Origin of the sequence: Aliibacillus thermotolerans, from assembly GCF_027853235.1 — a bacterium.
Taxonomy (GTDB): domain Bacteria; phylum Bacillota; class Bacilli; order Bacillales; family Marinococcaceae; genus Aliibacillus; species Aliibacillus thermotolerans.
Map to the genome: position 1 here is coordinate 30545 of NZ_WKJG01000026.1, position 22923 is coordinate 53467.

General features: G+C 41.9%; 23 protein-coding genes. 19 read left to right on the forward strand and 4 right to left on the reverse strand.

Features of this window, described 5'->3' with window-relative positions; translation table 11 throughout:
* Positions 1-19: 19 nt before the first annotated feature.
* The 16 genes from leuD (at position 20) to GJS40_RS02870 (ending at position 18779) form a co-directional block, all read left to right on the forward strand.
* Positions 20-607, forward strand: a complete 588-nt coding sequence (leuD, locus tag GJS40_RS02795) for a 3-isopropylmalate dehydratase small subunit (RefSeq protein WP_270895980.1) — start codon at positions 20-22, stop codon at positions 605-607.
* Positions 608-693: 86 nt separating this feature from the next.
* Positions 694-1716, forward strand: a complete 1023-nt coding sequence (locus tag GJS40_RS02800; RefSeq protein ID WP_270895982.1) for a tetratricopeptide repeat protein — start codon at positions 694-696, stop codon at positions 1714-1716.
* A 93-nt stretch (positions 1717-1809) separates the two neighbouring features.
* The gene (tig, locus tag GJS40_RS02805) at positions 1810-3153 is read left to right on the forward strand and encodes a trigger factor (RefSeq protein WP_270895984.1); all 1344 of its coding nucleotides are present in this window, start codon (positions 1810-1812) and stop codon (positions 3151-3153) included.
* A gap of 1076 nt (positions 3154-4229) precedes the next feature.
* Positions 4230-5507, forward strand: a complete 1278-nt coding sequence (clpX, locus tag GJS40_RS02810; protein WP_270895986.1) for an ATP-dependent protease ATP-binding subunit ClpX — start codon at positions 4230-4232, stop codon at positions 5505-5507.
* A 457-nt stretch (positions 5508-5964) separates the two neighbouring features.
* Positions 5965-8232 (forward strand): endopeptidase La, encoded by a 2268-nt coding sequence (lon, locus tag GJS40_RS02815; protein ID WP_377902114.1) that lies wholly within the window; start codon positions 5965-5967, stop codon positions 8230-8232.
* Positions 8219-8809 (forward strand): ribosome biogenesis GTP-binding protein YihA/YsxC, encoded by a 591-nt coding sequence (gene yihA / locus GJS40_RS02820; RefSeq protein WP_270895987.1) that lies wholly within the window; start codon positions 8219-8221, stop codon positions 8807-8809. Before lon ends, yihA begins: the two co-directional genes overlap by 14 nt.
* Positions 8810-8931: 122 nt before the next feature.
* Entirely contained in the window at positions 8932-10326 is a 1395-nt protein-coding gene (gene hemA / locus GJS40_RS02825) for a glutamyl-tRNA reductase (protein WP_270895989.1), read from the forward strand.
* 16 nt (positions 10327-10342) lie between these two features.
* Complete coding sequence (locus GJS40_RS02830) at positions 10343-11173, forward strand: cytochrome C assembly family protein (RefSeq protein WP_270895990.1); 831 nt, start codon at positions 10343-10345, stop codon at positions 11171-11173.
* A gap of 25 nt (positions 11174-11198) precedes the next feature.
* Positions 11199-12134 (forward strand): hydroxymethylbilane synthase, encoded by a 936-nt coding sequence (hemC, locus tag GJS40_RS02835; RefSeq protein ID WP_270895992.1) that lies wholly within the window; start codon positions 11199-11201, stop codon positions 12132-12134.
* The gene (locus GJS40_RS02840; RefSeq protein WP_270895993.1) at positions 12131-12913 is read left to right on the forward strand and encodes a uroporphyrinogen-III synthase; all 783 of its coding nucleotides are present in this window, start codon (positions 12131-12133) and stop codon (positions 12911-12913) included. The genes hemC and GJS40_RS02840 overlap by 4 nt, the downstream gene beginning before the upstream one ends.
* A gap of 1 nt (position 12914) precedes the next feature.
* Positions 12915-13910 (forward strand): porphobilinogen synthase, encoded by a 996-nt coding sequence (hemB, locus tag GJS40_RS02845; RefSeq protein WP_270895994.1) that lies wholly within the window; start codon positions 12915-12917, stop codon positions 13908-13910.
* Positions 13910-15196, forward strand: a complete 1287-nt coding sequence (gene hemL, locus GJS40_RS02850) for a glutamate-1-semialdehyde 2,1-aminomutase (protein WP_270895996.1) — start codon at positions 13910-13912, stop codon at positions 15194-15196. Before hemB ends, hemL begins: the two co-directional genes overlap by 1 nt.
* A 125-nt stretch (positions 15197-15321) precedes the next feature.
* On the forward strand, positions 15322-15618 hold the full coding sequence (locus tag GJS40_RS02855; protein WP_270896013.1) for an Rpn family recombination-promoting nuclease/putative transposase: 297 nt from the start codon (positions 15322-15324) through the stop codon (positions 15616-15618).
* A 36-nt stretch (positions 15619-15654) separates the two neighbouring features.
* Positions 15655-16002 (forward strand): DUF4351 domain-containing protein, encoded by a 348-nt coding sequence (locus GJS40_RS02860; RefSeq protein ID WP_270896015.1) that lies wholly within the window; start codon positions 15655-15657, stop codon positions 16000-16002.
* A 358-nt stretch (positions 16003-16360) separates the two neighbouring features.
* Positions 16361-17794, forward strand: coding sequence for a LysM peptidoglycan-binding domain-containing protein (locus GJS40_RS02865; protein ID WP_270895998.1), 1434 nt, complete (start codon positions 16361-16363; stop codon positions 17792-17794).
* Positions 17784-18779: a protein kinase family protein gene (locus tag GJS40_RS02870; RefSeq protein ID WP_270896000.1), complete on the forward strand. Its 996-nt coding sequence runs from the start codon at positions 17784-17786 to the stop codon at positions 18777-18779. Before GJS40_RS02865 ends, GJS40_RS02870 begins: the two co-directional genes overlap by 11 nt.
* Positions 18780-18821: 42 nt before the next feature.
* Here GJS40_RS02870 and GJS40_RS02875 read toward each other — a convergent pair whose 3' ends face one another.
* Complete coding sequence (locus GJS40_RS02875; RefSeq protein WP_270896001.1) at positions 18822-19046, reverse strand: hypothetical protein; 225 nt, start codon at positions 19044-19046, stop codon at positions 18822-18824.
* 201 nt (positions 19047-19247) lie between these two features.
* On the opposite strand from GJS40_RS02875, the gene GJS40_RS02880 reads away from it, so the two are divergent.
* Positions 19248-19724 (forward strand): flavin reductase family protein, encoded by a 477-nt coding sequence (locus GJS40_RS02880; RefSeq protein WP_270896003.1) that lies wholly within the window; start codon positions 19248-19250, stop codon positions 19722-19724.
* Between the two features lie 47 nt (positions 19725-19771).
* Here GJS40_RS02880 and GJS40_RS02885 read toward each other — a convergent pair whose 3' ends face one another.
* On the reverse strand, positions 19772-19906 hold the full coding sequence (locus GJS40_RS02885) for a YfhE family protein (protein WP_270896005.1): 135 nt from the start codon (positions 19904-19906) through the stop codon (positions 19772-19774).
* Between the two features lie 238 nt (positions 19907-20144).
* Here GJS40_RS02885 and GJS40_RS02890 point away from each other — a divergent pair, with 238 nt between their 5' ends.
* Positions 20145-20612: a hypothetical protein gene (locus GJS40_RS02890; RefSeq protein WP_270896006.1), complete on the forward strand. Its 468-nt coding sequence runs from the start codon at positions 20145-20147 to the stop codon at positions 20610-20612.
* A gap of 315 nt (positions 20613-20927) precedes the next feature.
* Positions 20928-21767 carry a flagellin N-terminal helical domain-containing protein gene (locus GJS40_RS02895; protein WP_270896007.1) on the forward strand — a complete coding sequence of 280 codons (840 nt, stop codon included), beginning with the start codon at positions 20928-20930 and terminating at the stop codon, positions 21765-21767.
* A 353-nt stretch (positions 21768-22120) separates the two neighbouring features.
* Here the strand turns inward: GJS40_RS02895 and GJS40_RS02900 are convergent, their stop codons facing one another.
* Together GJS40_RS02900 and GJS40_RS02905 are read right to left on the reverse strand one after the other, a co-directional pair.
* Positions 22121-22432 carry a zinc-binding dehydrogenase gene (locus tag GJS40_RS02900; protein ID WP_270896009.1) on the reverse strand — a complete coding sequence of 104 codons (312 nt, stop codon included), beginning with the start codon at positions 22430-22432 and terminating at the stop codon, positions 22121-22123.
* Between the two features lie 27 nt (positions 22433-22459).
* Positions 22460-22756 (reverse strand): alcohol dehydrogenase catalytic domain-containing protein, encoded by a 297-nt coding sequence (locus GJS40_RS02905; RefSeq protein ID WP_270896010.1) that lies wholly within the window; start codon positions 22754-22756, stop codon positions 22460-22462.
* Positions 22757-22923 lie beyond the last annotated feature (167 nt).

A 22923-nucleotide genomic window follows, 5' to 3' on the forward strand; every position in this document is an offset into this window, starting at 1 on the left:
TAGAAGAAGGTGAAAGAAAGTGGAACCAATTGTAAAGCATACAGGAAATACAGCGGTGTTACCACGAGTGAACGTGGACACAGACCAAATTATTCCGAAGCAATTTTTAAAACGGGTGGAACGAACCGGTTTCGGACAGTTTTTATTCTTTGACTGGCGCTTTTTGAAAGACGGAAGCGACAATCCCGACTTTGAGTTAAATCAACCGGCGGCAAAAGATGCAACTATTTTAATTGCCGACCACAACTTCGGATGCGGTTCTTCTCGGGAACACGCTCCGTGGGCGCTCCAAGACTACGGCTTCCGTGTCATTATCGCGCCTAGCTTTGCAGACATCTTTTATAACAATTGCTTTAAAAATGGAATTCTTCCTATCCGTTTAGATGAAGAAAAAGTGTATGAATTAATGGAAAACGGGAAAGATAAAGTATATGAACTCACCGTTGACCTTGAAAACCAAACAATTACGGATTCCAATGGCTTTCAAGCAAGTTTTGAGATTGATGATTATTGGAAAGAAATGCTTTTAAATGGATGGGATGAAATTAGCCTAACGCTTCAATATGAAGACAAGATTGCAGCATACGAAGAAAAACAAAGCGTATAAAGCGGAAGGCGACCTCTCGCACAGGTCGCCTTCCTCCCATTTTTCACTCCTCCAATCCTCTTTGTTGACCAAAAAGGAGAATGAAAATGAAAAAGGAACAGAAAAATGATAACATCGTCCTTTTTCCAGGATCGGCTCAATATCTTGTTCAAAAAGGGATGCAAAATTTTAAAGAAGGAAAGAAAGCACAGGCGCTCCGTCATTTTCAACAAGCGCTTTCTCATGAAAAGAATCATCCGGAAGCTTCCTATGGACTGCTATTAGTATACGCGGACATGGGGAAATTTCATCAAGGTCGAATGTTAGCAGAAAAAATGCTAGAAGAGGGAATTGGGGAATACATAGAAGTGCTTCGAGTATACGTGTCGATTTTGGCGCAATTAGAAGAATATGAGACAGTCGTCGAAATTTTAGAAGAATCGCTGGAAGAAGGGATCATCCCGGAACAAATGAAAGAAGAATTAGAAGCGCTCCTTACTTTGTCAAAACAAATCCAGCAAGAAGAGACAATACTATCTTCTTTCGTGCCAAATGAAGAAAATCCATCTTCCTTGATGCAAGAATGGAAATATCGCTTGAAATTTGGGACCGAAGAACAAAAACTTGCGCTCATTAAAGAATTACAAAAACATGGCCCATCTCCTTTTCTCGCTGTGATTGAAGAAGTTTTGCGCGATCAAACGAGTCCGCCTCTGTTGCAGAGTTTGTTATTGCTGTTATTAAAAGATTGGGAAGTAGAAGCGCACGTATGGGTAGAAAAATTGGAGCGCAAAGGCGAATTTTCTCCTGTATCTTTGCCTGCACTGGAAGAAACGACCGCATACATACAGACTGCTCAACTGCTAAGAGATGTGCTGGAACAAACGAATCCAACCTTATTAACAGAAGCAAAACGATTATTGAAACAAATCGTATTATATTACTATCCTTTTTCACCGACCGTTCAAATAAAATCATTCGCATGCTTTATACATAAAGAAATGGCGACGTTGCTTGGGATGGAGAAAGACGTTTCTTCCTTATTAAACGTATACGAAACCGACGCACGATCAGTAAGTGTCATCGAAGCAGAATACGAAAGAATACAAACTACTTTATTTCAATTGTAAATACTGATATTTTCATTGAAACGAAAAAGTGATATGTTATAATAAAATGGTTGTAAAACGGGCAGTATCTATGAAAATATGGAGGGAAAATATATGAGTGCCAATTGGGAAAAGAAAGAAGGTAATCAGGGCGTACTTACCGTCGATGTTGACGCAAAAAAGTTTGAAGAGGCGCTCGACGAAGCATTTAAAAAAGTAAGAAAACAGGTCAACGTGCCTGGATTCCGTAAAGGGAAAGTACCGCGTAAAATTTTCGAGCAACGCTTCGGTGTGGAAGCGCTCTATCAAGATGCGGTAGATATTGTGCTTCCGGAAGCGTACGCAAAAGCTGTGGAAGATACAGGCATCGAGCCGGTAGATCGTCCTGAGATTGATATTGAAGAAATTGAAAAAGGAAAGAATCTCGTATTTAAAGCAACTGTTACGGTAAAGCCGGAAGTTGAACTAGGCGAGTATAAAGGTTTGGAAGTAGAAGAATTTGATACGACGGTGACAGATGAGGAAGTAGAGGAGTCCCTCAAACAATTACAAGAACAACACGCAGAGCTTGTCGTCGTAGAAGATGGAACCGTGGAAGAAGGAGACACAGTCGTCATTGACTTTAAAGGATTTGTCGACGGTGAATCTTTTGAAGGTGGAGAAGCTGAAAACTATTCTTTAGAAATTGGTTCCGGACAATTTATTCCAGGATTTGAAGATCAGCTCGTCGGTCTCAAGCCAGGGGAAGAAAAAGAAATAAAAGTTACTTTCCCGGAAGAATACCACGCAGAACATCTTGCTGGAAAAGACGCGGTCTTCGAAGTGAAAGTGCATGACTTGAAACGAAAAGAAGTACCGGAACTGGATGATGAATTTGCGAAAGACGTCGATGAAGACATTGAAACGCTCGATGAATTAAGAGAAAAACGAAAAGAAGCGTTACAGAAAGATAAAGAACATGCGAAAGAACATCATGAACGCGACACCGTTGTAGAAAAAGCAGCGGAAAATGCGACCATTGATATTCCGGAAGTAATGATTACGAATGAAGTAGAACGCATGGTACAAGAATTTGAACAACGCTTGCAAGCACAAGGTATGGGTCTTGACATGTATTACCAAGCGACTGGAACCGACGAAGACAGCATGAAAGAACAATTTAAACCGGAAGCAGAAAAACGAGTGAAAATGAATTTGACCTTGGAAGCCATTGCGAAAGCGGAAAACATTGAAGTGACAGACGAAGACGTCGATAAAGAACTTGAAAAAATGGCAGAAATGTACGACCGGGAAGTAGATGAAATTCGTAATCTGTTCATGATGCAAGGTGGACTTGACGTCTTAAAAGATGATCTTCGTATTCAAAAAGCGATTGATTTCCTCGTCGAACAAAGTAAAACGGTACCGAAAAAAGAAGAAAATGAAAATGACGACCAACAAGAGCAAGACGAAGAATAAATAAACAGATGATGAGACCAATTCTTCCTTGGAATTGAGGGAGGAAAGGTCTCATCCCCATTTCATGCGACACTTTTTTGTAAATCGTTCCCTCGAATGGTTCCATGACAACTGAAATTTGGAATAAACAGGGGAATGAAAGGGCCAATCGATGCTTATAGAACCCTTTGCGTTTCAAAATAGCAAACAAGACGAGCCTGTCAAATTAGTCCTGAAAAATAAATCGAGCCGTTCCTTTCAACAATCATTTAGCGCTGAAACGGTGCCATACATCGTGCATGGATTGCTCACAATGGTGTTTGGATCGAAACGGTGCCATGATCCGTTCATCGCTTGTTTCCTCAAACTATTTTTGAATGAAACGGCGGCATGAGCGATTCATAACTTGCTTTCATCAGACATTATTTGAATAAAACAGAGTTATGATCCATTTATGGCTTGCTTTTACAAGCAATACTTTGATGAAACGATGGCATGACCCATCCACGATTTACTTCCATCAACCATTTGGTGTTGGAAACATGCCTATTCGGCCAAGAGACGTTTCCAGAAGCAATTTTTGATGAAGCGGTAACAAAAAATGTCCAAAAAGTCACCAATCATGACTTTTTAAACAGCTCCAACTTTTCTCATGAAATTGCAATGTAGTGGTCGCATGGAAGTATAAAATGGAAATAAAAAGAAATTAACAGGCCGCAATATGTTTGATGCGACCTGTTTTTGCTAGAAAAAGAAAATGAATCGTCGATCAGCGGTTCATGGGACATTTTTCTGCGTGAAAATCATGTGGAACGGTCTCATGACTTTTTTAAAAAAACATAATTATGTTTGTAGAAAAAAGGATATAGTAAAGAAAAGAAGAATGAATAAATGAAGTACATAAAAGTAAATCATTTTATTTCATTTCCATTCTTGTGGTGTGTTACAATACATCACATGAACAATTGCATGAGAGAGAGGAAATAAGAATAAGATGTAAGACGAGATGTACACGATACTTTCACGAAAACGGTAAGTCTTTTGAGGTGCGGAACGACAGAAAACCGTGTACAATACAAAAGTAAGAGGTGAAATGGATGTATAAGTTTAATGACGAAAAAGGACAACTCAAATGTTCTTTTTGTGGCAAAACCCAAGAACAAGTTCGCAAATTAGTCGCAGGTCCAGGCGTTTATATATGTGATGAGTGTATCGAGCTCTGCACGGAAATTGTGGAAGAAGAGCTTGCAACAGAGGAAGAAGTGGAATTTGAAGATATTCCAAAACCAAGTGAAATTAATGAGATTCTAAACGATTACGTCATCGGGCAAGATCGAGCGAAAAAAGCGCTTTCAGTTGCCGTGTATAACCATTACAAACGGGTGAACTCTGCATCAACAAAAGATGAAGATGTGGAACTTGCGAAAAGTAACATTTGCCTCATCGGACCGACCGGGAGCGGGAAAACCCTTCTTGCTCAAACGCTTGCACGTATTTTAGATGTGCCATTTGCCATTGCTGATGCAACGTCTTTAACAGAAGCGGGATACGTTGGGGAAGACGTGGAAAACATTTTGTTAAAGCTGATCCAATCTGCTGATTTCGATGTGGAAAAAGCGGAAAAAGGAATTATTTACATTGACGAGATTGACAAAGTCGCGCGCAAGTCCGAAAACCCATCCATCACGCGGGACGTTTCGGGAGAAGGAGTGCAACAAGCATTACTTAAAATTTTAGAAGGAACGGTCGCAAGCGTTCCTCCACAAGGCGGCAGAAAGCATCCGCATCAAGAATTTATCCAAATTGACACGACGAACATTTTATTTATCGTCGGTGGTGCCTTTGACGGTATCGAACAAATTGTGAAAAAACGTCTCGGGAAAAAAGTCATTGGCTTTGGCGCAAACACCGAGAAAACAGATCTGGACAAGGACGAATACATGAGCAAAATTTTACCGGAAGACATGCTCAGCTTCGGATTAATTCCTGAGTTTATTGGACGCTTACCGGTCATTGCCACGCTCAACGAACTGGATGAAGAGGCACTGGTGGAAATTTTAACAACACCGAAAAATGCCCTTGTGAAGCAGTATCAAAAACTGCTTGAAATGGACGATGTGGAACTGGAGTTTACCGAAGATGCTTTGAAAGAAATTGCAGCGAAAGCAATTGAAAGAAAAACAGGAGCGCGGGGACTTCGTTCTATTATTGAAGGAATTATGCTCGATGTCATGTATGACTTACCTTCCAAAGAAAACATTGCATCTTGCTTAATTACCGCAGAATGTGTGACAGAAGGGGCTTCCCCGATCTTAAAAACAACAGATGGAAAAGAAATTTCTTTAGATCAAGCGAAACCAAAGGAAAGTGCTTAATCTCAACGTACAAAAATGCGCCCGGTTTGATGGAACCGGGTGTTTTTTTACCATTTTGCTTTTTTCAAGCTTATAAAAGAAGTATGTATTCCCTCTCCCTCGTCGATACTACAACATAGCGAACGCTTGCCCCGTCTCGCTTCGAATGGAAAGGTTTTACAGAACGAGTGAGAGAGAACGTGAATCTCCAAATTCAATGCATAGACACAAAAAATGACGCTCGGGTCTTTCCATGCTTGTCATTAGACAAAGCTTAGAGGAGTAGGATAAAATTGTAACAAGGTTCTTTCGTGTTCGACTTTCTTCTTACTCTTACTTGCCATCAATATTTTTTCTACATATACATAAATACAAATATTCTTTATTCATAAGACTATCTGGAGGTGTATATATAGTGAGTAAAGAGTCACGCTCCATCCCTCTTCTTCCTTTGCGCGGTGTCCTCGTTTTTCCAACGATGGTGCTTCATCTGGATGTTGGACGGGAAAAGTCGGTGCAAGCCCTTGAGGAAGCGATGATGGAGAACAGTGAAATCTTACTAACAAGTCAAATGGATTTATCCATTGACGAGCCGGATGAAGATGATTTATACCAAATCGGAACCATTGCCGAGATTAAACAAATGTTAAAGCTTCCCAACGGAACGATTCGTGTGTTGGTGGAAGGGTTGAAACGGGCAAAAATCACCCGCTTTTACGATAGAGATGATTTTTTTCAAGTGGAAGCGAAGCCGATTGAAGAAGTAGAAGACAAAACCGATACAAAAGTCATTGCATTAATGCGAAGTTTGTTAGAGCAATTTGAGCAATATGTTCATATTTCGAAAAAAGTCTCCAAAGAAACGTTACAATCGGTACAAGACATTCAAGAGCCTTCCCGCCTTGCAGATGTGATTGCTTCCCACTTACCGCTGAAAGTAGCGGAAAAACAAGCGTTGTTAGAAACATTTTCGGTAAATGATCGCTTGATGCAACTGATTGAAATTTTAAATAATGAAAAAGAAGTGCTCGGTCTCGAACAGAAAATCGGTCAGCGGGTCAAGCAATCGATGGAACAGACGCAAAAAGAATATTATTTGCGGGAACAATTGAAAGCGATCCAAAAAGAACTCGGAGAAAAAGAAGGAAAATTGGAAGAGACCGAAGAGTTACGAGAGCGAATTAAAGAAGCGAAAATGCCAAAACAAGTGGAAGAAAAGGCATTAAAAGAACTCACTCGCTACGAAAAAATCCCGCAAGCCTCCGCCGAGAGCTCAGTGATTCGTAATTATATTGAGTGGCTCGTCACCATTCCGTGGCATGAAGAAACGACAGACCGACTCGATATTAACCATGCTGAAGAAATTCTCGATGAAGATCATTACGGTTTAGAAAAAGTAAAAGAGCGGGTACTTGAATATTTAGCGGTACAAGAGTTGACGAAATCCTTGAAAGGCCCCATTTTATGCTTAGCAGGTCCACCGGGAGTAGGGAAGACGTCTTTGGCGCGCTCCATTGCCCGCGCTTTGGAGCGGAAGTTCGTTCGTATCTCTCTTGGTGGCGTGCGAGACGAAGCGGAAATTCGTGGGCACCGCCGCACGTACGTCGGTGCGATGCCAGGGCGAATTATTCAAGGAATGAAAAAAGCAGGTTCCATAAACCCTGTCTTTTTATTAGATGAAATTGATAAAATGGCGAGCGACTTTCGTGGTGATCCGGCTTCTGCGATGTTGGAAGTGCTAGACCCGGAACAAAATGATTCCTTTAGCGATCATTTTATTGAAGAGCCGTACGATTTATCGAAAGTGATGTTTATCACCACCGCCAATAATGTGCAAACGATTCCAGCGCCGCTTCTTGACCGGATGGAAATTATTTCAATTGCCGGCTATACCGAAGTAGAAAAAGAAGAAATTGCGAAACGGTACTTACTTCCAAAGCAAATGAAAGAACACGGTTTGACGAAAGGTCGCCTACAAGTAAAAGATGAAGCGATTTTGAAACTGATTCGCTACTACACTCGGGAAGCGGGAGTAAGGAATTTAGAGCGGGAAATTGCGACAGTTTGTCGAAAAGCTGCAAAAAAAATCGTCTCGGGAGAACGGAAACGCGTCATTGTGACGGAAAATACGATTGAAGAAATGCTTGGAAAACCTCGCTTTCGCTATGGTCTTGCGGAGGAAGAAGATCAAGTCGGTGCAGCAACAGGTCTTGCTTACACGACAAGCGGTGGAGATACTCTTTCCATTGAAGTATCCCTAGCAAAAGGGAAAGGGGAATTAATATTAACCGGTAAGCTTGGGGATGTAATGAAAGAATCCGCCCAAGCCGCTTTCAGTTATATTCGCTCACGGGCGGATGAATTAAACATTGACCCGAATTTCCATGAAAATGTAGATATTCATATTCACGTTCCTGAAGGCGCCACACCGAAAGACGGGCCTTCCGCCGGTATCACGATGGCGACCGCCTTAGTGTCTGCTTTAACCGGACGCAAAGTGAAAAAAGAAGTCGGGATGACGGGGGAAATTACTTTGCGTGGCAGAGTGCTCCCAATCGGAGGACTGAAAGAAAAAGCAATGAGTGCCCATCGAGCGGGGCTTGAGACGATTATTATTCCGAAAGAAAACGAAAAAGATTTAGAAGAGATACCGGAGAGCGTGAGAAAAGGTCTTACTTTTATTTCGGTATCTCATCTCGATGAAGTATTACAACATGCATTGGGGGAGGAACATGAAAAGGAGTAAAGCAGAGCTATTAATTAGCGCTGTTTCACCGGACCAATTTCCGACAAAAGGCTTGCCGGAGATCGCGTTAGCCGGCCGGTCGAACGTCGGAAAATCTTCATTTATCAATGCGCTATTAAATAGAAAGAAATTAGCTCGCACATCTTCCAAACCAGGGAAAACGAGGACACTTAATTTTTATGAAGTGGATGAGTCGCTTATTCTCGTCGATGTCCCTGGTTATGGATATGCGAAAGTATCCAAAGCAGAAAAAGCACGTTGGGGAAGAATGATTGAACATTATTTAATGACGCGAGAACAGTTGCGGGGTGTCGTGCAGGTCATTGATATCCGTCACCCGCCTACCGACGAAGACGTACAAATGTATCAGTACTTAAAACATTTCGAACTTCCTATTATTATCATTACGACGAAAGCCGATAAACTTTCCAAAAATAAACGGCCAAAACACGTCAAACAAGTGAGAGAAGGGCTCGGGGTAAGAAAAGAAGACAAAGTGATCGTTTTTTCCGCCGAAACTGGCTTAGGAAAAGATGAAGCGTGGCAAGAAATTGTAGCACTTCTGTCGGATTCATAAAGATGTCAGACGGTGTTCACATTTTCATTGGAGCAGATTTGCTGACATGGTATAATGGGCATAGGAATCATACGTATGAATAAGACATTTTTTTTGAATGGAGTTAGAAGTGGGGGAGCTACATGCATATACTAACAGTTGGAATCAATTATAAAACGGCCCCTGTCGAAGTGAGGGAGCAATTAGCGTTTGAAGAAGAGACGTTAAAAGACGCTCTCCATCAGTTTCGGAAGATGAAAAGTATTTTAGAGTGCACGATTATTTCTACGTGCAACCGGACGGAATTATACGCTGTGGCAGACCAGCTTCATACTGGTCGCCATTTCATGAAAAAGTTTTTATCCGAATGGTTTCACATGGACCAAAGCGAATTTGCACCTTACTTAACGATTCGTGAAAATGACGACGCGATCACACACTTATTCCGAGTAGCCAGCGGGCTTGATTCGATGATTTTAGGGGAGACACAAATTTTAGGACAAGTGCGCGATGCTTTTTTACTTGCCCAAGAAGAAGGCGTCACCGGAACGGTTTTTAATGAACTGTTTAAACAAGCCATTACGTTTGCACGGAAAGCCCACCGGGAAACAGAGATTAACGACAATCCTGTCTCCATCAGCTATGCAGCAGTGGAACTAGGGAAGAAAATTTTAGGACCATTTCAAAACAAACGCGTATTTATTCTCGGTGCGGGAAAAATGAGCGAACTGACCGCCAAACATTTGCATGCAAGTGGTGCAACGGATGTGACGGTATGGAACCGAACATACGAAACGGCAGAAGAGTTGGCGGAGAAATTTTCCGGACGAGCAAGACGAATGGAAGAGTTACCGGATTACTTGGAAAAAGCGGATATCATTATTTCTTCTACCGGTGCTTCCAACTACGTCATTACAAAATCGATGGTCGAACGTATCGTAAAGAAACGAAAAGGTCGCCCGCTCTTTATGGTTGATATTGCCGTTCCGAGAGACTTAGATCCGGCGCTGTCAGAACTGGAGCACGTCTTTTTATACGACATCGACGATTTAGAAGGAATGGTTGCGGCAAACTTAGAAGAGCGTCAGGAAGCAGCAACAGTCATTGAAGAGATGATTGAAGAAGAACTTGTCGCCTTTAAAGATTGGGTGCATACTCTCGGTGTCGTACCAATTATTTCCGCATTGCGTCAAAAAGCATTAACGATTCAAGCGGAAACGATGGACAGCATTGAACGAAAGCTTCCTGACTTAACCGAAAGAGAGAAAAAAGTGCTGCGAAAACATACGAAAAGTATCATTAACCAGATGCTACGCGATCCTATCACCCGAGCGAAAGAACTAGCAGCAGAATCCAATGCAGAAGAGTCACTAGCATTGTTTACGGAAATCTTTGCGCTAGAAGAGGAAGTGAAAGAGGCGAAAGAAGCGGAGTTGAAAAAAATGAAAATCGATGCCGCTGAAAAAGCTTGGGATAAAAAGAAACAAACACCTCTCCTTCCATATGCTTATGCCAAAGACGTAAACATCCGCTCATAGAGAGGAGATGTAACGAATGGTTGCAGCATCTGGGATTCTATATGTCGTAACCATTGTGTTATATAGCCTGAGTGTATTTGGATATTTTATTGACTTTTTAACGAACAACCGGAAAGCGAACAAAATCGCTTTCTGGTTGCTTTCTATTGTATGGGTTCTCCAAACGTTCTTTTTCATCACTCGGGCATTGCAATATACGCGACTACCGGTCATTACCCCTTTTGAAGGCTTATTTTTTTATGCATGGCTGCTCGTTTCCCTCTCCCTGCTTATTAATCGGTTCTTTCGCATCGATTTTTTTGTGTTTTTTACAAACGTCGTCGGCTTTATTATGATGGCGTTCAGTTTGTTTGCAACCGGCGCAGACGTACCGGTCGAATTGGAAGCGTTGCTCACGTCGGAAGTGTTATTTCTGCATATTACTTTTATCCTTTTATCATACACAGCTTTTACTTTTGCTTTCGTCTTTAGCATCTTATATCTTTTACAGCACCAGATGCTGAAAAAGAAACAGTGGGGGAAAAGATTGGTGCGGCTTGGCAACTTACCACGAATGGAACAACTTACTTTTTGGATGACCGTCTCAGGCGTTCCATTGTTATTGGTAGGCCTCATTCTCGGTTTTGTTTGGGCATGGATTCAGTTTGAGATGGTCCCGCTCATCGACGCAAAAATTATCGGATCCCTCCTTGTCCTTTTGGCCTACAGTATCTTCTTGTATACTTGGATTGTAAAAGGAAAACGCGGATACGATATGATGCTTTGGAATGTGGCCGGCTTTTTACTCGTATTAGTGAATTACTTCTTAACGAGAGTGTTAACAGACTTTCATATATGGTATGTATAAGGGAACTATGGAATGGAGGGAAAGCATGCGAACGATTGTATTAGGAACGCGAAAAAGTAATTTAGCGTTAAAACAGACGGAATGGGTCATTGCGGAACTGGAAAAAAAGAACCTCCCGTATCGTTTCGAAACGAAAAAAATTGTCACAAAAGGCGATCGTATTTTAGATGTCACCTTGTCAAAAGTCGGCGGAAAAGGATTGTTTGTGAAAGAAATTGAACAAGCGATGGCGGATAAAGAAATCGACATTGCGGTACATAGTATGAAAGACGTGCCAAGTGTCCTCCCGGATGGATTTGCCCTCGGTGCCATTACGAATCGAGTCGACCCGCGGGATATATTTATCTCGAAAGACAATATCCCGTTAGCGGAACTCCCTGCTGGAGCCATTGTCGGAACGAGCAGTTTACGTCGCTCGGCGCAAATTCTCGCATATCGCCCGGATCTAGAAATTAAATGGATTCGCGGAAACATTGAAACGAGATTGCGGAAGTTAAAAGAAGAAGACTATGACGCCATCATTTTAGCAGCAGCGGGCATAAAGCGGGTCGGTTGGGATGAAGACATCGTTACCGAATATTTAGAGCCGGAAGTTTGTTTACCGGCGGTCGGACAAGGAGCCCTTGGCTTAGAGTGTCGAGAAGATGATACGGAAGTGCTCGACATTCTTTCTCACCTAAACGACGAAGCAGTGGCAAAACAAATACAAGCAGAACGCGCCTTTTTAAAACAAGTGGAAGGCGGCTGTCAAGTGCCGGTGGCAGGTCATGCAACAATTGTTTCAGAAGGGACTGTTTCGTTAACTGCCCTTGTCGCAACTCCGGATGGGAAAACGATGTTAAAAGAAACGGTGACAGGAAACAATCCGGAACAAGTCGGGGAAGAAGCAGCGAGACGACTGATGGAAAGAGGCGCAGGTGAAATTTTAGCAGAAGTGAAAAAAGAGCTGGGGTACGAATGAATGACGAACCGTTAACTGGATATACCGTTTTAGTTACACGTTCAAAACGACAAGCACCAGCACTAAAGCGGCTCATTGAAAACGCAGGGGGAGAAACGTTTGTCCTCCCTCTCATTGAAACCGTTCCTGTAAAAGAGAGATGGGAAGAACATGTGGATACGCTCAAACACGCCACGTTCGATTGGATTGTATTTACGAGTGCGAATGCGGTACGATTTTTTTATGACGCATGGAAAGAAAGCGGAAAGGCACTTCCTACTAATGTGAAAATCGCCGCCATCGGGTCGAAAACCGCACAGAAAGTCGCCCGTCTCGGATGGCCCATCCACGTGACACCGTCCGAATTTGTTGCCGAAGAGTTGGCAGATGTGCTCGTAAAACACGTAACACGTGGAGAAACGGTATTATTTCCAAGAAGCGCCCTTGCTCGCCACGTCATTCGACCAGCGCTGGAAGACATCGGAGCCTCTGTCATTGATATGCCAATTTATACGAGCGCGCCGGTAGTGGAAAATAAAGCGACGTTAAGAAAATGGATTCAAGAAGGTGTCCTGGACGTACTCACTTTCACGAGTCCGTCCACCGTGAAAGCATTCGTTTCTTTCATCCAAGAAATAGAGCGAGAAAAGTGGCAACAGTTACGAACCGTTTGCATCGGACCGATTACCGAACGGGAAGCCGCACACCACGGCTTTCAACACATTATTGTCGCGAAACCATACACGATCGAAGGAATGGTGCAAGCGCTCATTTCCCACGTAAATAAGGAGGGTACATAGTATGAAAGAATTATCCTTTCGTCGTCATCGTCGCCTGCGCCAGTCAGCAGGAATGCGGGCGTTGGTGCGAGAGACGGTACTGCGAAAAGAAGATTTAATTTATCCGATTTTTGTCGTTGAAGGAACCGACGTGAAAAACGAAGTCCCATCGATGCCGGGAGTATATCAAGTATCTCTCGACCATTTAACTGAAGAAATGACGAAATTAGAAGAACGAGGCATTCTTTCAGTCATCGTATTCGGAGTACCGAATGAAAAAGATGACCAAGGAAGCGAAGCATACAACGATGAAGGCATCGTGCAACGAGCGATTCGTCAAATTAAAAAAGACCATCCGTCGCTTACCGTCATTGCCGATACGTGCTTATGTCAATATACCGACCACGGACATTGCGGAATTATTGAAGACGGAGAAATTGTGAATGACCCTTCTCTTACGTTACTGACAAAAACAGCGGTATCCCAAGCGAAAGCTGGCGCGGACATTATTGCTCCGTCGAATATGATGGACGGTTTTACCGCAGCGATTCGCCAAGGGTTAGATGAAGCAGGATTTACGAACGTTCCAATTATGTCTTACGCGGTGAAATATGCTTCAGCATTTTACGGACCGTTCCGCGACGCCGCTCACAGTGCGCCGTCTTTTGGCGACCGGAAGACGTACCAGATGGACCCGGCAAATCGTTTAGAAGCACTAAGAGAAGCGAATGCTGACGTGGAAGAAGGAGCGGACTTTTTAATCGTCAAACCAGCCCTTTCTTATTTAGACATTATGCGCGAAGTGAAAAACGAAACGAACCTTCCTGTCGTTGCGTACAACGTATCCGGGGAGTATTCCATGATTAAAGCAGCGGTTCAAAACGGTTGGCTCGATGAAAAAGAAGTCGTGATGGAAAAACTGTTAAGTATGAAACGGGCGGGAGCGGACCTTATTATTACGTACTTTGCATTAGACGTTGCGAAATGGTTAGATGAAGAGGGAAAGGAGATGGGATGATGGCTACTTTTGATAAATCCGAACAAGCATACGAACAAGCAGTCACGATGATGCCAGGCGGGGTCAACAGCCCGGTGCGTGCATTTAAATCAGTGGGGCACCCGCCTGTCTACATGGCAGAAGGAAGCGGGGCACGAATTAAAGACCTGGATGGGAATGAATATATTGACTACGTCCTTTCTTGGGGACCGTTAATTCGCGGTCATGCCGATCCAGTCGTCGTAGAAGCACTGAAGAAAACAGCGGAAAAAGGAACGAGCTTCGGTGCGTCTCACGAAATGGAAATTAAACTCGCCGAACTTGTTATTGAACGAGTTCCATCTGTTGAAGTCGTGCGCATGGTAAACTCGGGAACAGAAGCGACGATGAGTGCGTTACGTCTTGCCCGTGGGTATACAGGTAGGGATAAAATCGTCAAAATGGAAGGATGCTACCACGGCCACGGAGACTCGCTCTTAATTAAAGCAGGGTCAGGCGTCGCTACTCTCGGACTACCTGATAGCCCGGGGGTTCCGGAATCCATCGCTTCCCATACGTTAACGGTGCCGTATAACGACCTCGAAAGTTTAAAGCTCGCGTTTGAAAAATACGGTGACGATATTGCCGCGGTTATTATGGAGCCGGTGGCAGGTAACATGAACGTTGTCCCACCAGTGGAAGGATTTTTACAAGGAGTACGAGACATTACGAAAGAGTACGGCAGTCTGCTTATTTTTGACGAAGTAATGACCGGATTCCGTACCGACTACAACTGTGCCCAAGGATACTTCGGTGTCACTCCGGACTTAACGTGTCTCGGAAAAGTCATCGGTGGTGGGCTACCAGTTGGAGCATACGGGGGAAAACGAGAAATGATGGAACAAATTGCCCCGAGCGGACCGATTTATCAAGCGGGAACTTTGTCAGGAAACCCTCTTGCAATGACTGCAGGGTATGAAACGTTACGTCAAATGACACCGGAAGATTACGACACATTTAACCGACTCGGAGAAATGCTCGAAGAAGGCTTAAGTGCCGCAGCGAAAAAGCACGGCATTCCACATCACATGAACCGTGTTGGCTCGATGATCGGCTTTTTCTTCACGGATGAAGAAGTTGTCGACTTTGCTACGGCGAAAACGTCTGACTTAGACTTATTCTCCGCGTACTTTAGGGAAATGATGCAACAAGGCGTCTTCATTCCACCATCTCAATTTGAAGGAATGTTTTTATCCACCGCTCACACAGAAAGCGACATCGAAAAAACAATTGATGCCGCAGAAAAAGCCTTTGCGAAAATTAAATAATGAAATAGGGAGGGTTATCGCATCGTGCGATAACCCTTCAATATTTTTGGAGGAAAAGCTCAATGTAGAGCAAGTAAAAACTATACAATGTGGAATCCTTTCTTCCATGACTGTATAAAGAGAAAATAAAAGAATTGCCAATCATTATCCCTCTTGTCATTTACCATGGGCAAACCAAATGGAAAATACCGACAAATCTCAGCGAATTAATTAATGGATATGAGGCATTACCAAAAGAAGTAAAAGAATACGTTCCGGATTTCAAGTACTTACTTTACGATATTTCCCGCTACTCCGATGAAGATATCAAAGGTTCTGCTGAAATAAAAATTCTTTTCACGTTGTTTTGTGATATTGTCACAAAAACAGGAGAACCACTTTTTCATTCCATACAACGAGCGCTGTATTATTGGTTGGAATGAAAAGATAAAGAAACGGCAGTCGGTTATTTGGAAACAATGCTACGCTATATTTTCAGCACCGCCAAAGATTTAACCGAAAATGAAGTGGAACAAATCATCACGACGTTGGAGACAACAAATATGAAAGGAAGTGAGTTTGTGATGACATTAGCTGACAAGTGGAGACAAGAAGGCATGGAGAAAGGCAGAGAAGAAGGTAAAGCGGAAGGAATGCGACTTGGATTAGTAAAAAGTATTACTCGAATATGCATGAAAAAATTCGGTGAACTTCCAAAAGAAATGCGTGATGAACTCAATCAATTAGACGTATCTTCTTTAGAAGCGATTTTAGAAAATATTTTTGAAATGGAACGATTGGAAGATGTGAAAAAGTTTATTCGTTGAGCTGGATTCTCCACACAATGAACCCCGTAAACATCTTCAACATAGGTGGGGAACAAGACGAATTCGTCGTCTCAAAGAAACATCACTTCAAGCGAAAAATGGTTTTCGTTTGAATGTGGTGTTATTTTTTGGAAAGGAAAGAATGAGAAAGTTTTCTCGTTTCCGCACACAAACTCATTAGACGTCGTTTCAACTCCCTCCAACTCCCAAATCGATGATTACCTTCTCTTATTCCCATCACAATTTATCATAAGCACTCTTTTTCCCGCATAGGTTGTAAGGGATAAGATTTTTCTCACGAGGCAAGATTGGCAACTTTCGATAAATAAATGAAGATGCGATAAAGGAGGTTTCCTTCATGGGAAGAGAACATTCTTCCGCACTAACGTTTCATTTGGAAGAAACGATTTGGCTAGATAAAGAGCAACAAATGAAAGATTTGTTGTCGTTAGGGCTTACCCCCGACATTCATATTGAAGAAAAAGGGGATTACGTTGTCATTAAAGGAGGACTGAGACTGCACGGGGAGTATACGATTGACGATGACAAAGTGGAAACAGTAGAACGGGAATTTACACCGAACCCAGCAGATGAGATCAATGTATCAGAGGAAAAAGGAATCATTTCTCACTTTTTCCCAGTGGATATTACGATTCCTTTGCATCGCATCAACAAGTTAGACGATATTTACGTTCATATTAACGGTTTTGACTACGATTTACCAGAGCCGGACTGCATTCAACTGACCGCAGAAGTTAGCATTACTGGGATGAAAAATGGCGCGGCTGTTCAAACAAGAGAAACTCTACCACCAGAAACATTTCCTGTGTGGGAGATGGAAAAAACAGCTGAATCAGAGCCGGAAGAGGAAAAAGAAAGTGCCGAGAGAGAAGCGGAAGAAGAACCGCCTACTGAACAATTAGAAACGGAACCGATAGAAGAAATAGCAACAGAAGAAAAGGAAGAAGAATCCGAAGAGGAGGACACGCCTACAACCCCTGCTGTCTTTTTCAATGAACAAGAAAAGAGAAAGGACGTAGCGAGCGAGGAAAAAGAAATAGACGAAACGGTGGAAAACGTCGCGGAAGTGGAGGAAGACACAGAAGAAGAGGAGAGAGAAGAAACAGAAGTCGAACGAGAAATTCCTTCCGAAGAAGCACGAACAGAAATAACGACAGAAGCGGAAAAAACGGAAGAAAAAGAAACGTCACCAACGAATGAAGAAGAACATGAACAAAGAAGCGTGGAATCTACCGAAGAAGAACCGCCAAAAGAGGAAGAAACAGAGAGCGTAGCTGTAGGAGAGGAAGAGAAAGAAACGGAAGCAGAGGAAGAAAGAGAAAAAGAAAAGGAAGCCGAACCTGAATCCGAAGAAAACACCGTCGTTACCTCTTTCCGTCGCCGCCCTGAACGTGAAGAAGAACCTACTTCAGTACAAATCAATGAAGAAAACGAACTTTCCGAACGGGAAGAAGATAGAGACGAAGAAGAAACAAGTGACGAAGAGACGGAAGACGGTAGAGACGAAGAAGAAGAGAAAGCCCCTGCAAGTGAGCGAGACGACAATGCCCTTTATTTAACGAAAATGATGACGAAAAGCGAAGAACAATTCTCTCGCTTAAAAATGTGTATCATCCAAGAAAATGAGTCGCTGGAAACAATTGCGGAACGGTACAACACGACGACGACCCATCTCATTCGCTTTAACCGGCTCGAAAACGAACACGTGGAAGAAGGGCAAATTTTATACATTCCAGCGTCATGGGCAGGACGATCTGCGAATGAAAAATAAAGCTATGGAAATTCTCGCGTATTACCCAATTACCCCGGAAGAGGCGGAAACGAACGGAAACGTGACGAAAGTACAAGCAAAAGAAGGCACATTTGCGTTAAAAAAAACCCGACTCCCCCCCGATTACATGGAGCGTTTCGAGCAAACGCTCCACTATTTTGAAAAAGAACAACTTCAGACGATTACTCCGGTTCTCCGCACGAAGCGGGGAAACTGGTTCGTCCGAAAAGAAAACGCCCTTTACTATCTCATGCCGTGGGGAGCAACACCGCAAAAAACACCGGAAACGGTCTACTTTAAAACTCTCGCTCTCTTTCATCGCCAAACGAACAATCCGGTCCTGCTTGAAGACAGAAAAGACGACATCTTGGCGACGAAAAAAAGAAGGACGGAAGAACAAATAAACACACTGGAAGCAATCGCCGACCATATTGAACAAAAGCGTTATTTCTCTCCACTCGAACTCAATTATCTTCTCCACTTTCCCCTGCTCGCAAACACCGCCATGAATTCTGCCCGCTACGTAGAAGAGTGGCTTTTGGATCAAGAAGAAGAAGCGACGATGAACGAAGTGTATTGCCACGGAAGTCCCACCCCGGACCATATCATTGTGGACGGCAGGGGGAGTCACCGCTTTATTAACGTAGAAAAAGCAAACATCAACCATCCTCACAGAGACGTCGCTCACTTATACCGCGCTTGTATGGAAAATAGACTTGCGGAAAGAGTCACCGGTTACGAATGGGTATATACGTACAAAGAACATTTCCCGACAAAGCGATATGACGACTACTTATTAAAAAGTTACCTCACAAGCTTGCCGAACTTCCACGTCATCATACAGCCACTCACAAAGCGAAGCCCGCAAGAAGAACCGTACGTCACCGCCCGGTTCATGAGAGAAATGTGGCTCTTGGAAAAAATGCAAGAAGATATGGAGCGGTGGCCCGCCCCAGTGGAAGCAAGAGAAGCGGATTCGACGTAAAAAGCCATGGGAGAAAGAAACGATTTTCTTCCCATGGCCTTTTCACGCCGGCGTAAACACCGCAAACAAAAAAATCGCAATTAAAAAACATAAAATTAAAATGTCCAACGTCGTCGGTAAAAAAAGCGTACGAATAAATTGGAAAATAATAATCGGAAACAGAATTTGCAGCAAAACAATTTTCCACCGTCGCCACCAATAGGGCTTCCTCCAAAGCTTCTTTTTCGGTGGCGGCCGCTTGTACGGTTTGTAAGGATAAGAAGCCATCTCCATCCCTCTCTCTAGACAATTGTTTCTTATTGTATGCACGCCGTCTTGGAAAAGTGTCTAGACAAACAAAAAAGCTTGCCGAAAACACGGGCAAGCTTTCAGCGAGCATGTATACGAGTTTATATTTTCATTCTCGGTTTTTTTATATTATAATTAAAATTAGAAAAGTTAGAAAATAATAGAAAGGTGGAGTTTATCATGGATCCAAATGCAAAAAAGACAGCACTACGAGGAATTACATACGGTTTATACGTTGTCGGAACGAAAGGTGATGAAGGAGTAAATGCATTTACAGGGAACTGGCTCACTCAAACGTCCTTTGAACCACCTTTAGTCGCTCTCGCTGTGAAAAAAGATACCACTTCCCAAGAACAAATCAAAAAGAATGAAGTGTTTAGCGTCAACATACTCGAAACCGGCCAAAAAGATATGGCTACTTCCTTCTTCAGTGCCATCAAACAAGAAGACAACAAATTACAAGGATATGAGTTTTACATAGAGCAAACAGGCTGCCCAATTTTTAAAGACGCGTTAAGCTTTTTCGAGTGTCAAGTCGTCGACCGCATTGAAAAAGGAGATCATTACATTTATGTCGGTGAAGTGACAAATGCTGGTGTCCATAAAGAAGGCGACCCACTCACATTAAAAGAAACCGGTTTCAATTATGGAGGATAAATCATTATACGGTTCTAATCTACAGCTGATTAGAACCGCTTTTTTCATTACTTCTTACGCTCTTTTTCTTTTTCATACGCTTTATCCGCTTTTTTAAATTCACTTTGATACACCACTTCTTGCGTCGCACTCAGCCCCTTTTTATCAGACATTCGTTCATGGGGAGCATTTTTCTCTTTCACAAACGATTCTCCTTTCTTCATATGAATGTACAAAGTATAGTATGTCCAATGTTGAATGAAACGATTAAAATATGCTATTAGCATAAGAGATTTGGATTGTTAATGAAATGTAGATATAGTATGATGAAGTGAATGAAAGGAAGAAAATAATGGTATGTCTCCTACTTTTAAGCGTAATAATAGGAATACATACGCTTGAAGGAGGAGGATATTTGTGCTATGGACAGGAGGTGTAAAAATGGAGAAGAAAGATTATTTTTTAGAAAATAAAAAATTAGAGAGTTATGTATTTGAAAGTGAAACTTCTCCCCGTGAAATTTTTTATCAGTCACTCTTGTCTCTATCTGAGCAATTAAAAGTAGCAAAAAATGAACTGTTAAATGCGTCCAGAAATTTTGTCGCAAACTTAAACAGAGAGATGAAAGAACGTCTTCAATGGTTACAAAATGACTTTGATCAAATGATGGAGAAGCATGTACAACAACTACGACAGAAAGCAAACAATAAACAATTCACAAAAGATCAAAATGCCGCTCATGAGACGGTTTTTTATTTACGAGAATTAACAGAATTGTATTTGGAAGAATTTTTAGACACGAAAGAATTAGAGGACTTTAAAGTAAACTTAATGTGGTTAACCGAAGCACCATATAAAATGAAAAACAATGTGGAACTAGCATTTGATGAGGCTGTTGGCATTAACTAAAAACATAATGTCTTTCAATATCACAGAGCAATCCTCAAAAAGTGAGGATTTTTTTAAAAATAAAAATAAAAGATGGAAAAAGTCATGATAATACTTTAGTCTTGTTACGAATTTAATTGTGACAAAAGTATGAACAAAGAAAATGAAAGTAAAAAAATCGTAAAAAAAGACTAAAACAACCGAAACCTTAGCCGATATTATGAATGAAGCGGGAAGAATGGTTGTCACAACATACATAACCAAGCTTCACGCTGAAGAACTTGCAACACAAGGACGTGGCGCAAGTAAAAAATAAAACATTGGAGGTTTTATATTATGATTATTAACAACAACATTCCAGCGCTTAACACACATCGTCAACTTGGCATTAACCAAAACATGATGCAAAAATCTATGGAGAAACTTTCTTCTGGTATGCGTATTAACCGTGCCGGAGACGATGCAGCAGGGCTTGCGATTTCTGAAAAAATGCGTGCCCAAATTCGCGGACTAGACCAAGCAAGCCGTAACGCACAAGATGGTATTTCCATGATTCAAACAGCAGAAGGCGCGCTAGACGAAGTTCATGCAATTCTTCAACGTCAACGTGAATTAGCGGTTCAAGCGTCAAACGATACTAATGTCGGAGTAGATAGAGGAGAATTGCAAAAAGAATTTGCTCAACTGTCAGAAGAAATCGAAAGAATAATGAATGAAACGGAATTTAATAAACAAAATTTATTAGATGGAACAGCAGGAGATGGTGCGGGTTCTGTACAAGTTCAAACTGGTGCGAATTCAGATCAACTTACGGAAATTGACTTCTCTACTGATGGCGTGAATCTTGAGACAGTTCACACAAATGTAGCTGCTATCGACATTTCAACAGATCAAAGTAGTGCTACAACAGCAATTGATGCAATTAATGATGAAATTGAAAGAGTTTCAGCGGGTCGGTCTTATCTAGGTGCGATGCAAAATCGTTTGGAACACACAATTGCCAACCTTGATAACGCCTCAGAAAATTTACAAGCTTCAGAATCTCGTATCCGTGACGTAGATATGGCTCGGGAAATGATGGAAATGACAAAAGCAAATATTCTTTCTCAGGCTTCTCAAGCTATGCTTGCACAAGCAAACCAAATGCCACAATCAGTATTACAACTACTTCAGTAATTTTATTAAACAACGTAAGAGAGGCTCTAGCAAAAGCTGGGGTCTCTTTTGTTGGTTCTAATAATTTTCTGAAATTTTTCATAGGGGAGAGTTAGAACGGTGTTACATTAATCCTCAAGATACAATTCATAATTAGTAACAATGAATAACTCTAAATAATTAGAAAAATCCACTCCTGTTAACTGACGGGAACTAGTCCATTCATAGTAATTCAGTCGTTTCATAAAGTCATAGAATCGAGTATCTTTTAAAAAATATGTAATCAGTTGTATATGTGCTTTTTGTTTCCGAGAAATGAAAGGTGGATTTTTTTATGATCGTCCTAACGATTCCAAGAAGAATATCTGTCATTTCTAAACCAATCGCTTCGCCTTTATATTAGCATAGGCTGTTGGCACATCTACTTTTTTATAATTTACGACTTCGTCTACTCCAAGGGATTCAAGCAGTTTTTCGTTTCTGCTCGTTGTCGCAATGACATGTGCGACATTCTGTTTTGCAAATTGCACAGTGTATGTTCCTACTCCACCTGAACCACCTTGAACGAAAACTGTCTCTCCTTCTTGCACTTCATATGATTCTTTATTTACGAGTTGATAAGCAGTAAGTGCGGCAATCCCAAGAGCTGACGCTTCTTCGAAAGAAACTTTTTCCGGCTTTTTCAATACGTATTTTTCAGGGATGGGAACGAACTACGCCAGCCCACCACCGCGATTTACTTTATAAGAAGTAAAAACTTCATCACCTACGGAGAAGTTTGAAACATTCTCGCCAACTTCAGAACCAACTCCGGAAATATCCGTACCTAAAATCATTGGAGACTTTAATTTAAATGGCATTCTTCCTTTTCGAATTGCACTATCTACCGGATTAATGACGAAAGCACGAACTTCAATGAATACTTCATCTGCATTCACTTTTGGTTTGGATACTTCTTGTTCTACAAAATCCTCTATATTGCCATTTTCTTTAACAACAATTGCTTTCAATCCATACACCCTCCCTCAATAATATCTTCCAAATACTCGATTATTCTCAAAATTTCATAGACACTGTTTTACACCTAACAGCACTTCCACCTTATAAAAGGATAATCACAGAATACTCTAACAGGGTGAAACCCATCCTAACGACCAAACGACTGGATAAGTTTGGA

Coding starts and splice junctions, on each gene's coding strand:
- GJS40_RS02800 (WP_270895982.1), top strand. CDS start 694: ATGAAAAAGGAACAGAAAAATGATAACATCGTCCTTTTTCCAGGATCG.
- tig (WP_270895984.1), top strand. CDS start 1,810: ATGAGTGCCAATTGGGAAAAGAAAGAAGGTAATCAGGGCGTACTTACC.
- clpX (WP_270895986.1), top strand. CDS start 4,230: ATGTATAAGTTTAATGACGAAAAAGGACAACTCAAATGTTCTTTTTGT.
- lon (WP_377902114.1), top strand. CDS start 5,965: ATGGTGCTTCATCTGGATGTTGGACGGGAAAAGTCGGTGCAAGCCCTT.
- yihA (WP_270895987.1), top strand. CDS start 8,219: ATGAAAAGGAGTAAAGCAGAGCTATTAATTAGCGCTGTTTCACCGGAC.
- hemA (WP_270895989.1), top strand. CDS start 8,932: ATGCATATACTAACAGTTGGAATCAATTATAAAACGGCCCCTGTCGAA.
- GJS40_RS02830 (WP_270895990.1), top strand. CDS start 10,343: ATGGTTGCAGCATCTGGGATTCTATATGTCGTAACCATTGTGTTATAT.
- hemC (WP_270895992.1), top strand. CDS start 11,199: ATGCGAACGATTGTATTAGGAACGCGAAAAAGTAATTTAGCGTTAAAA.
- GJS40_RS02840 (WP_270895993.1), top strand. CDS start 12,131: ATGAATGACGAACCGTTAACTGGATATACCGTTTTAGTTACACGTTCA.
- hemB (WP_270895994.1), top strand. CDS start 12,915: ATGAAAGAATTATCCTTTCGTCGTCATCGTCGCCTGCGCCAGTCAGCA.
- hemL (WP_270895996.1), top strand. CDS start 13,910: ATGGCTACTTTTGATAAATCCGAACAAGCATACGAACAAGCAGTCACG.
- GJS40_RS02860 (WP_270896015.1), top strand. CDS start 15,655: ATGCTACGCTATATTTTCAGCACCGCCAAAGATTTAACCGAAAATGAA.
- GJS40_RS02865 (WP_270895998.1), top strand. CDS start 16,361: ATGGGAAGAGAACATTCTTCCGCACTAACGTTTCATTTGGAAGAAACG.
- GJS40_RS02870 (WP_270896000.1), top strand. CDS start 17,784: ATGAAAAATAAAGCTATGGAAATTCTCGCGTATTACCCAATTACCCCG.
- GJS40_RS02875 (WP_270896001.1), bottom strand. CDS start 19,046: ATGGCTTCTTATCCTTACAAACCGTACAAGCGGCCGCCACCGAAAAAG.
- GJS40_RS02880 (WP_270896003.1), top strand. CDS start 19,248: ATGGATCCAAATGCAAAAAAGACAGCACTACGAGGAATTACATACGGT.
- GJS40_RS02890 (WP_270896006.1), top strand. CDS start 20,145: ATGGAGAAGAAAGATTATTTTTTAGAAAATAAAAAATTAGAGAGTTAT.
- GJS40_RS02895 (WP_270896007.1), top strand. CDS start 20,928: ATGATTATTAACAACAACATTCCAGCGCTTAACACACATCGTCAACTT.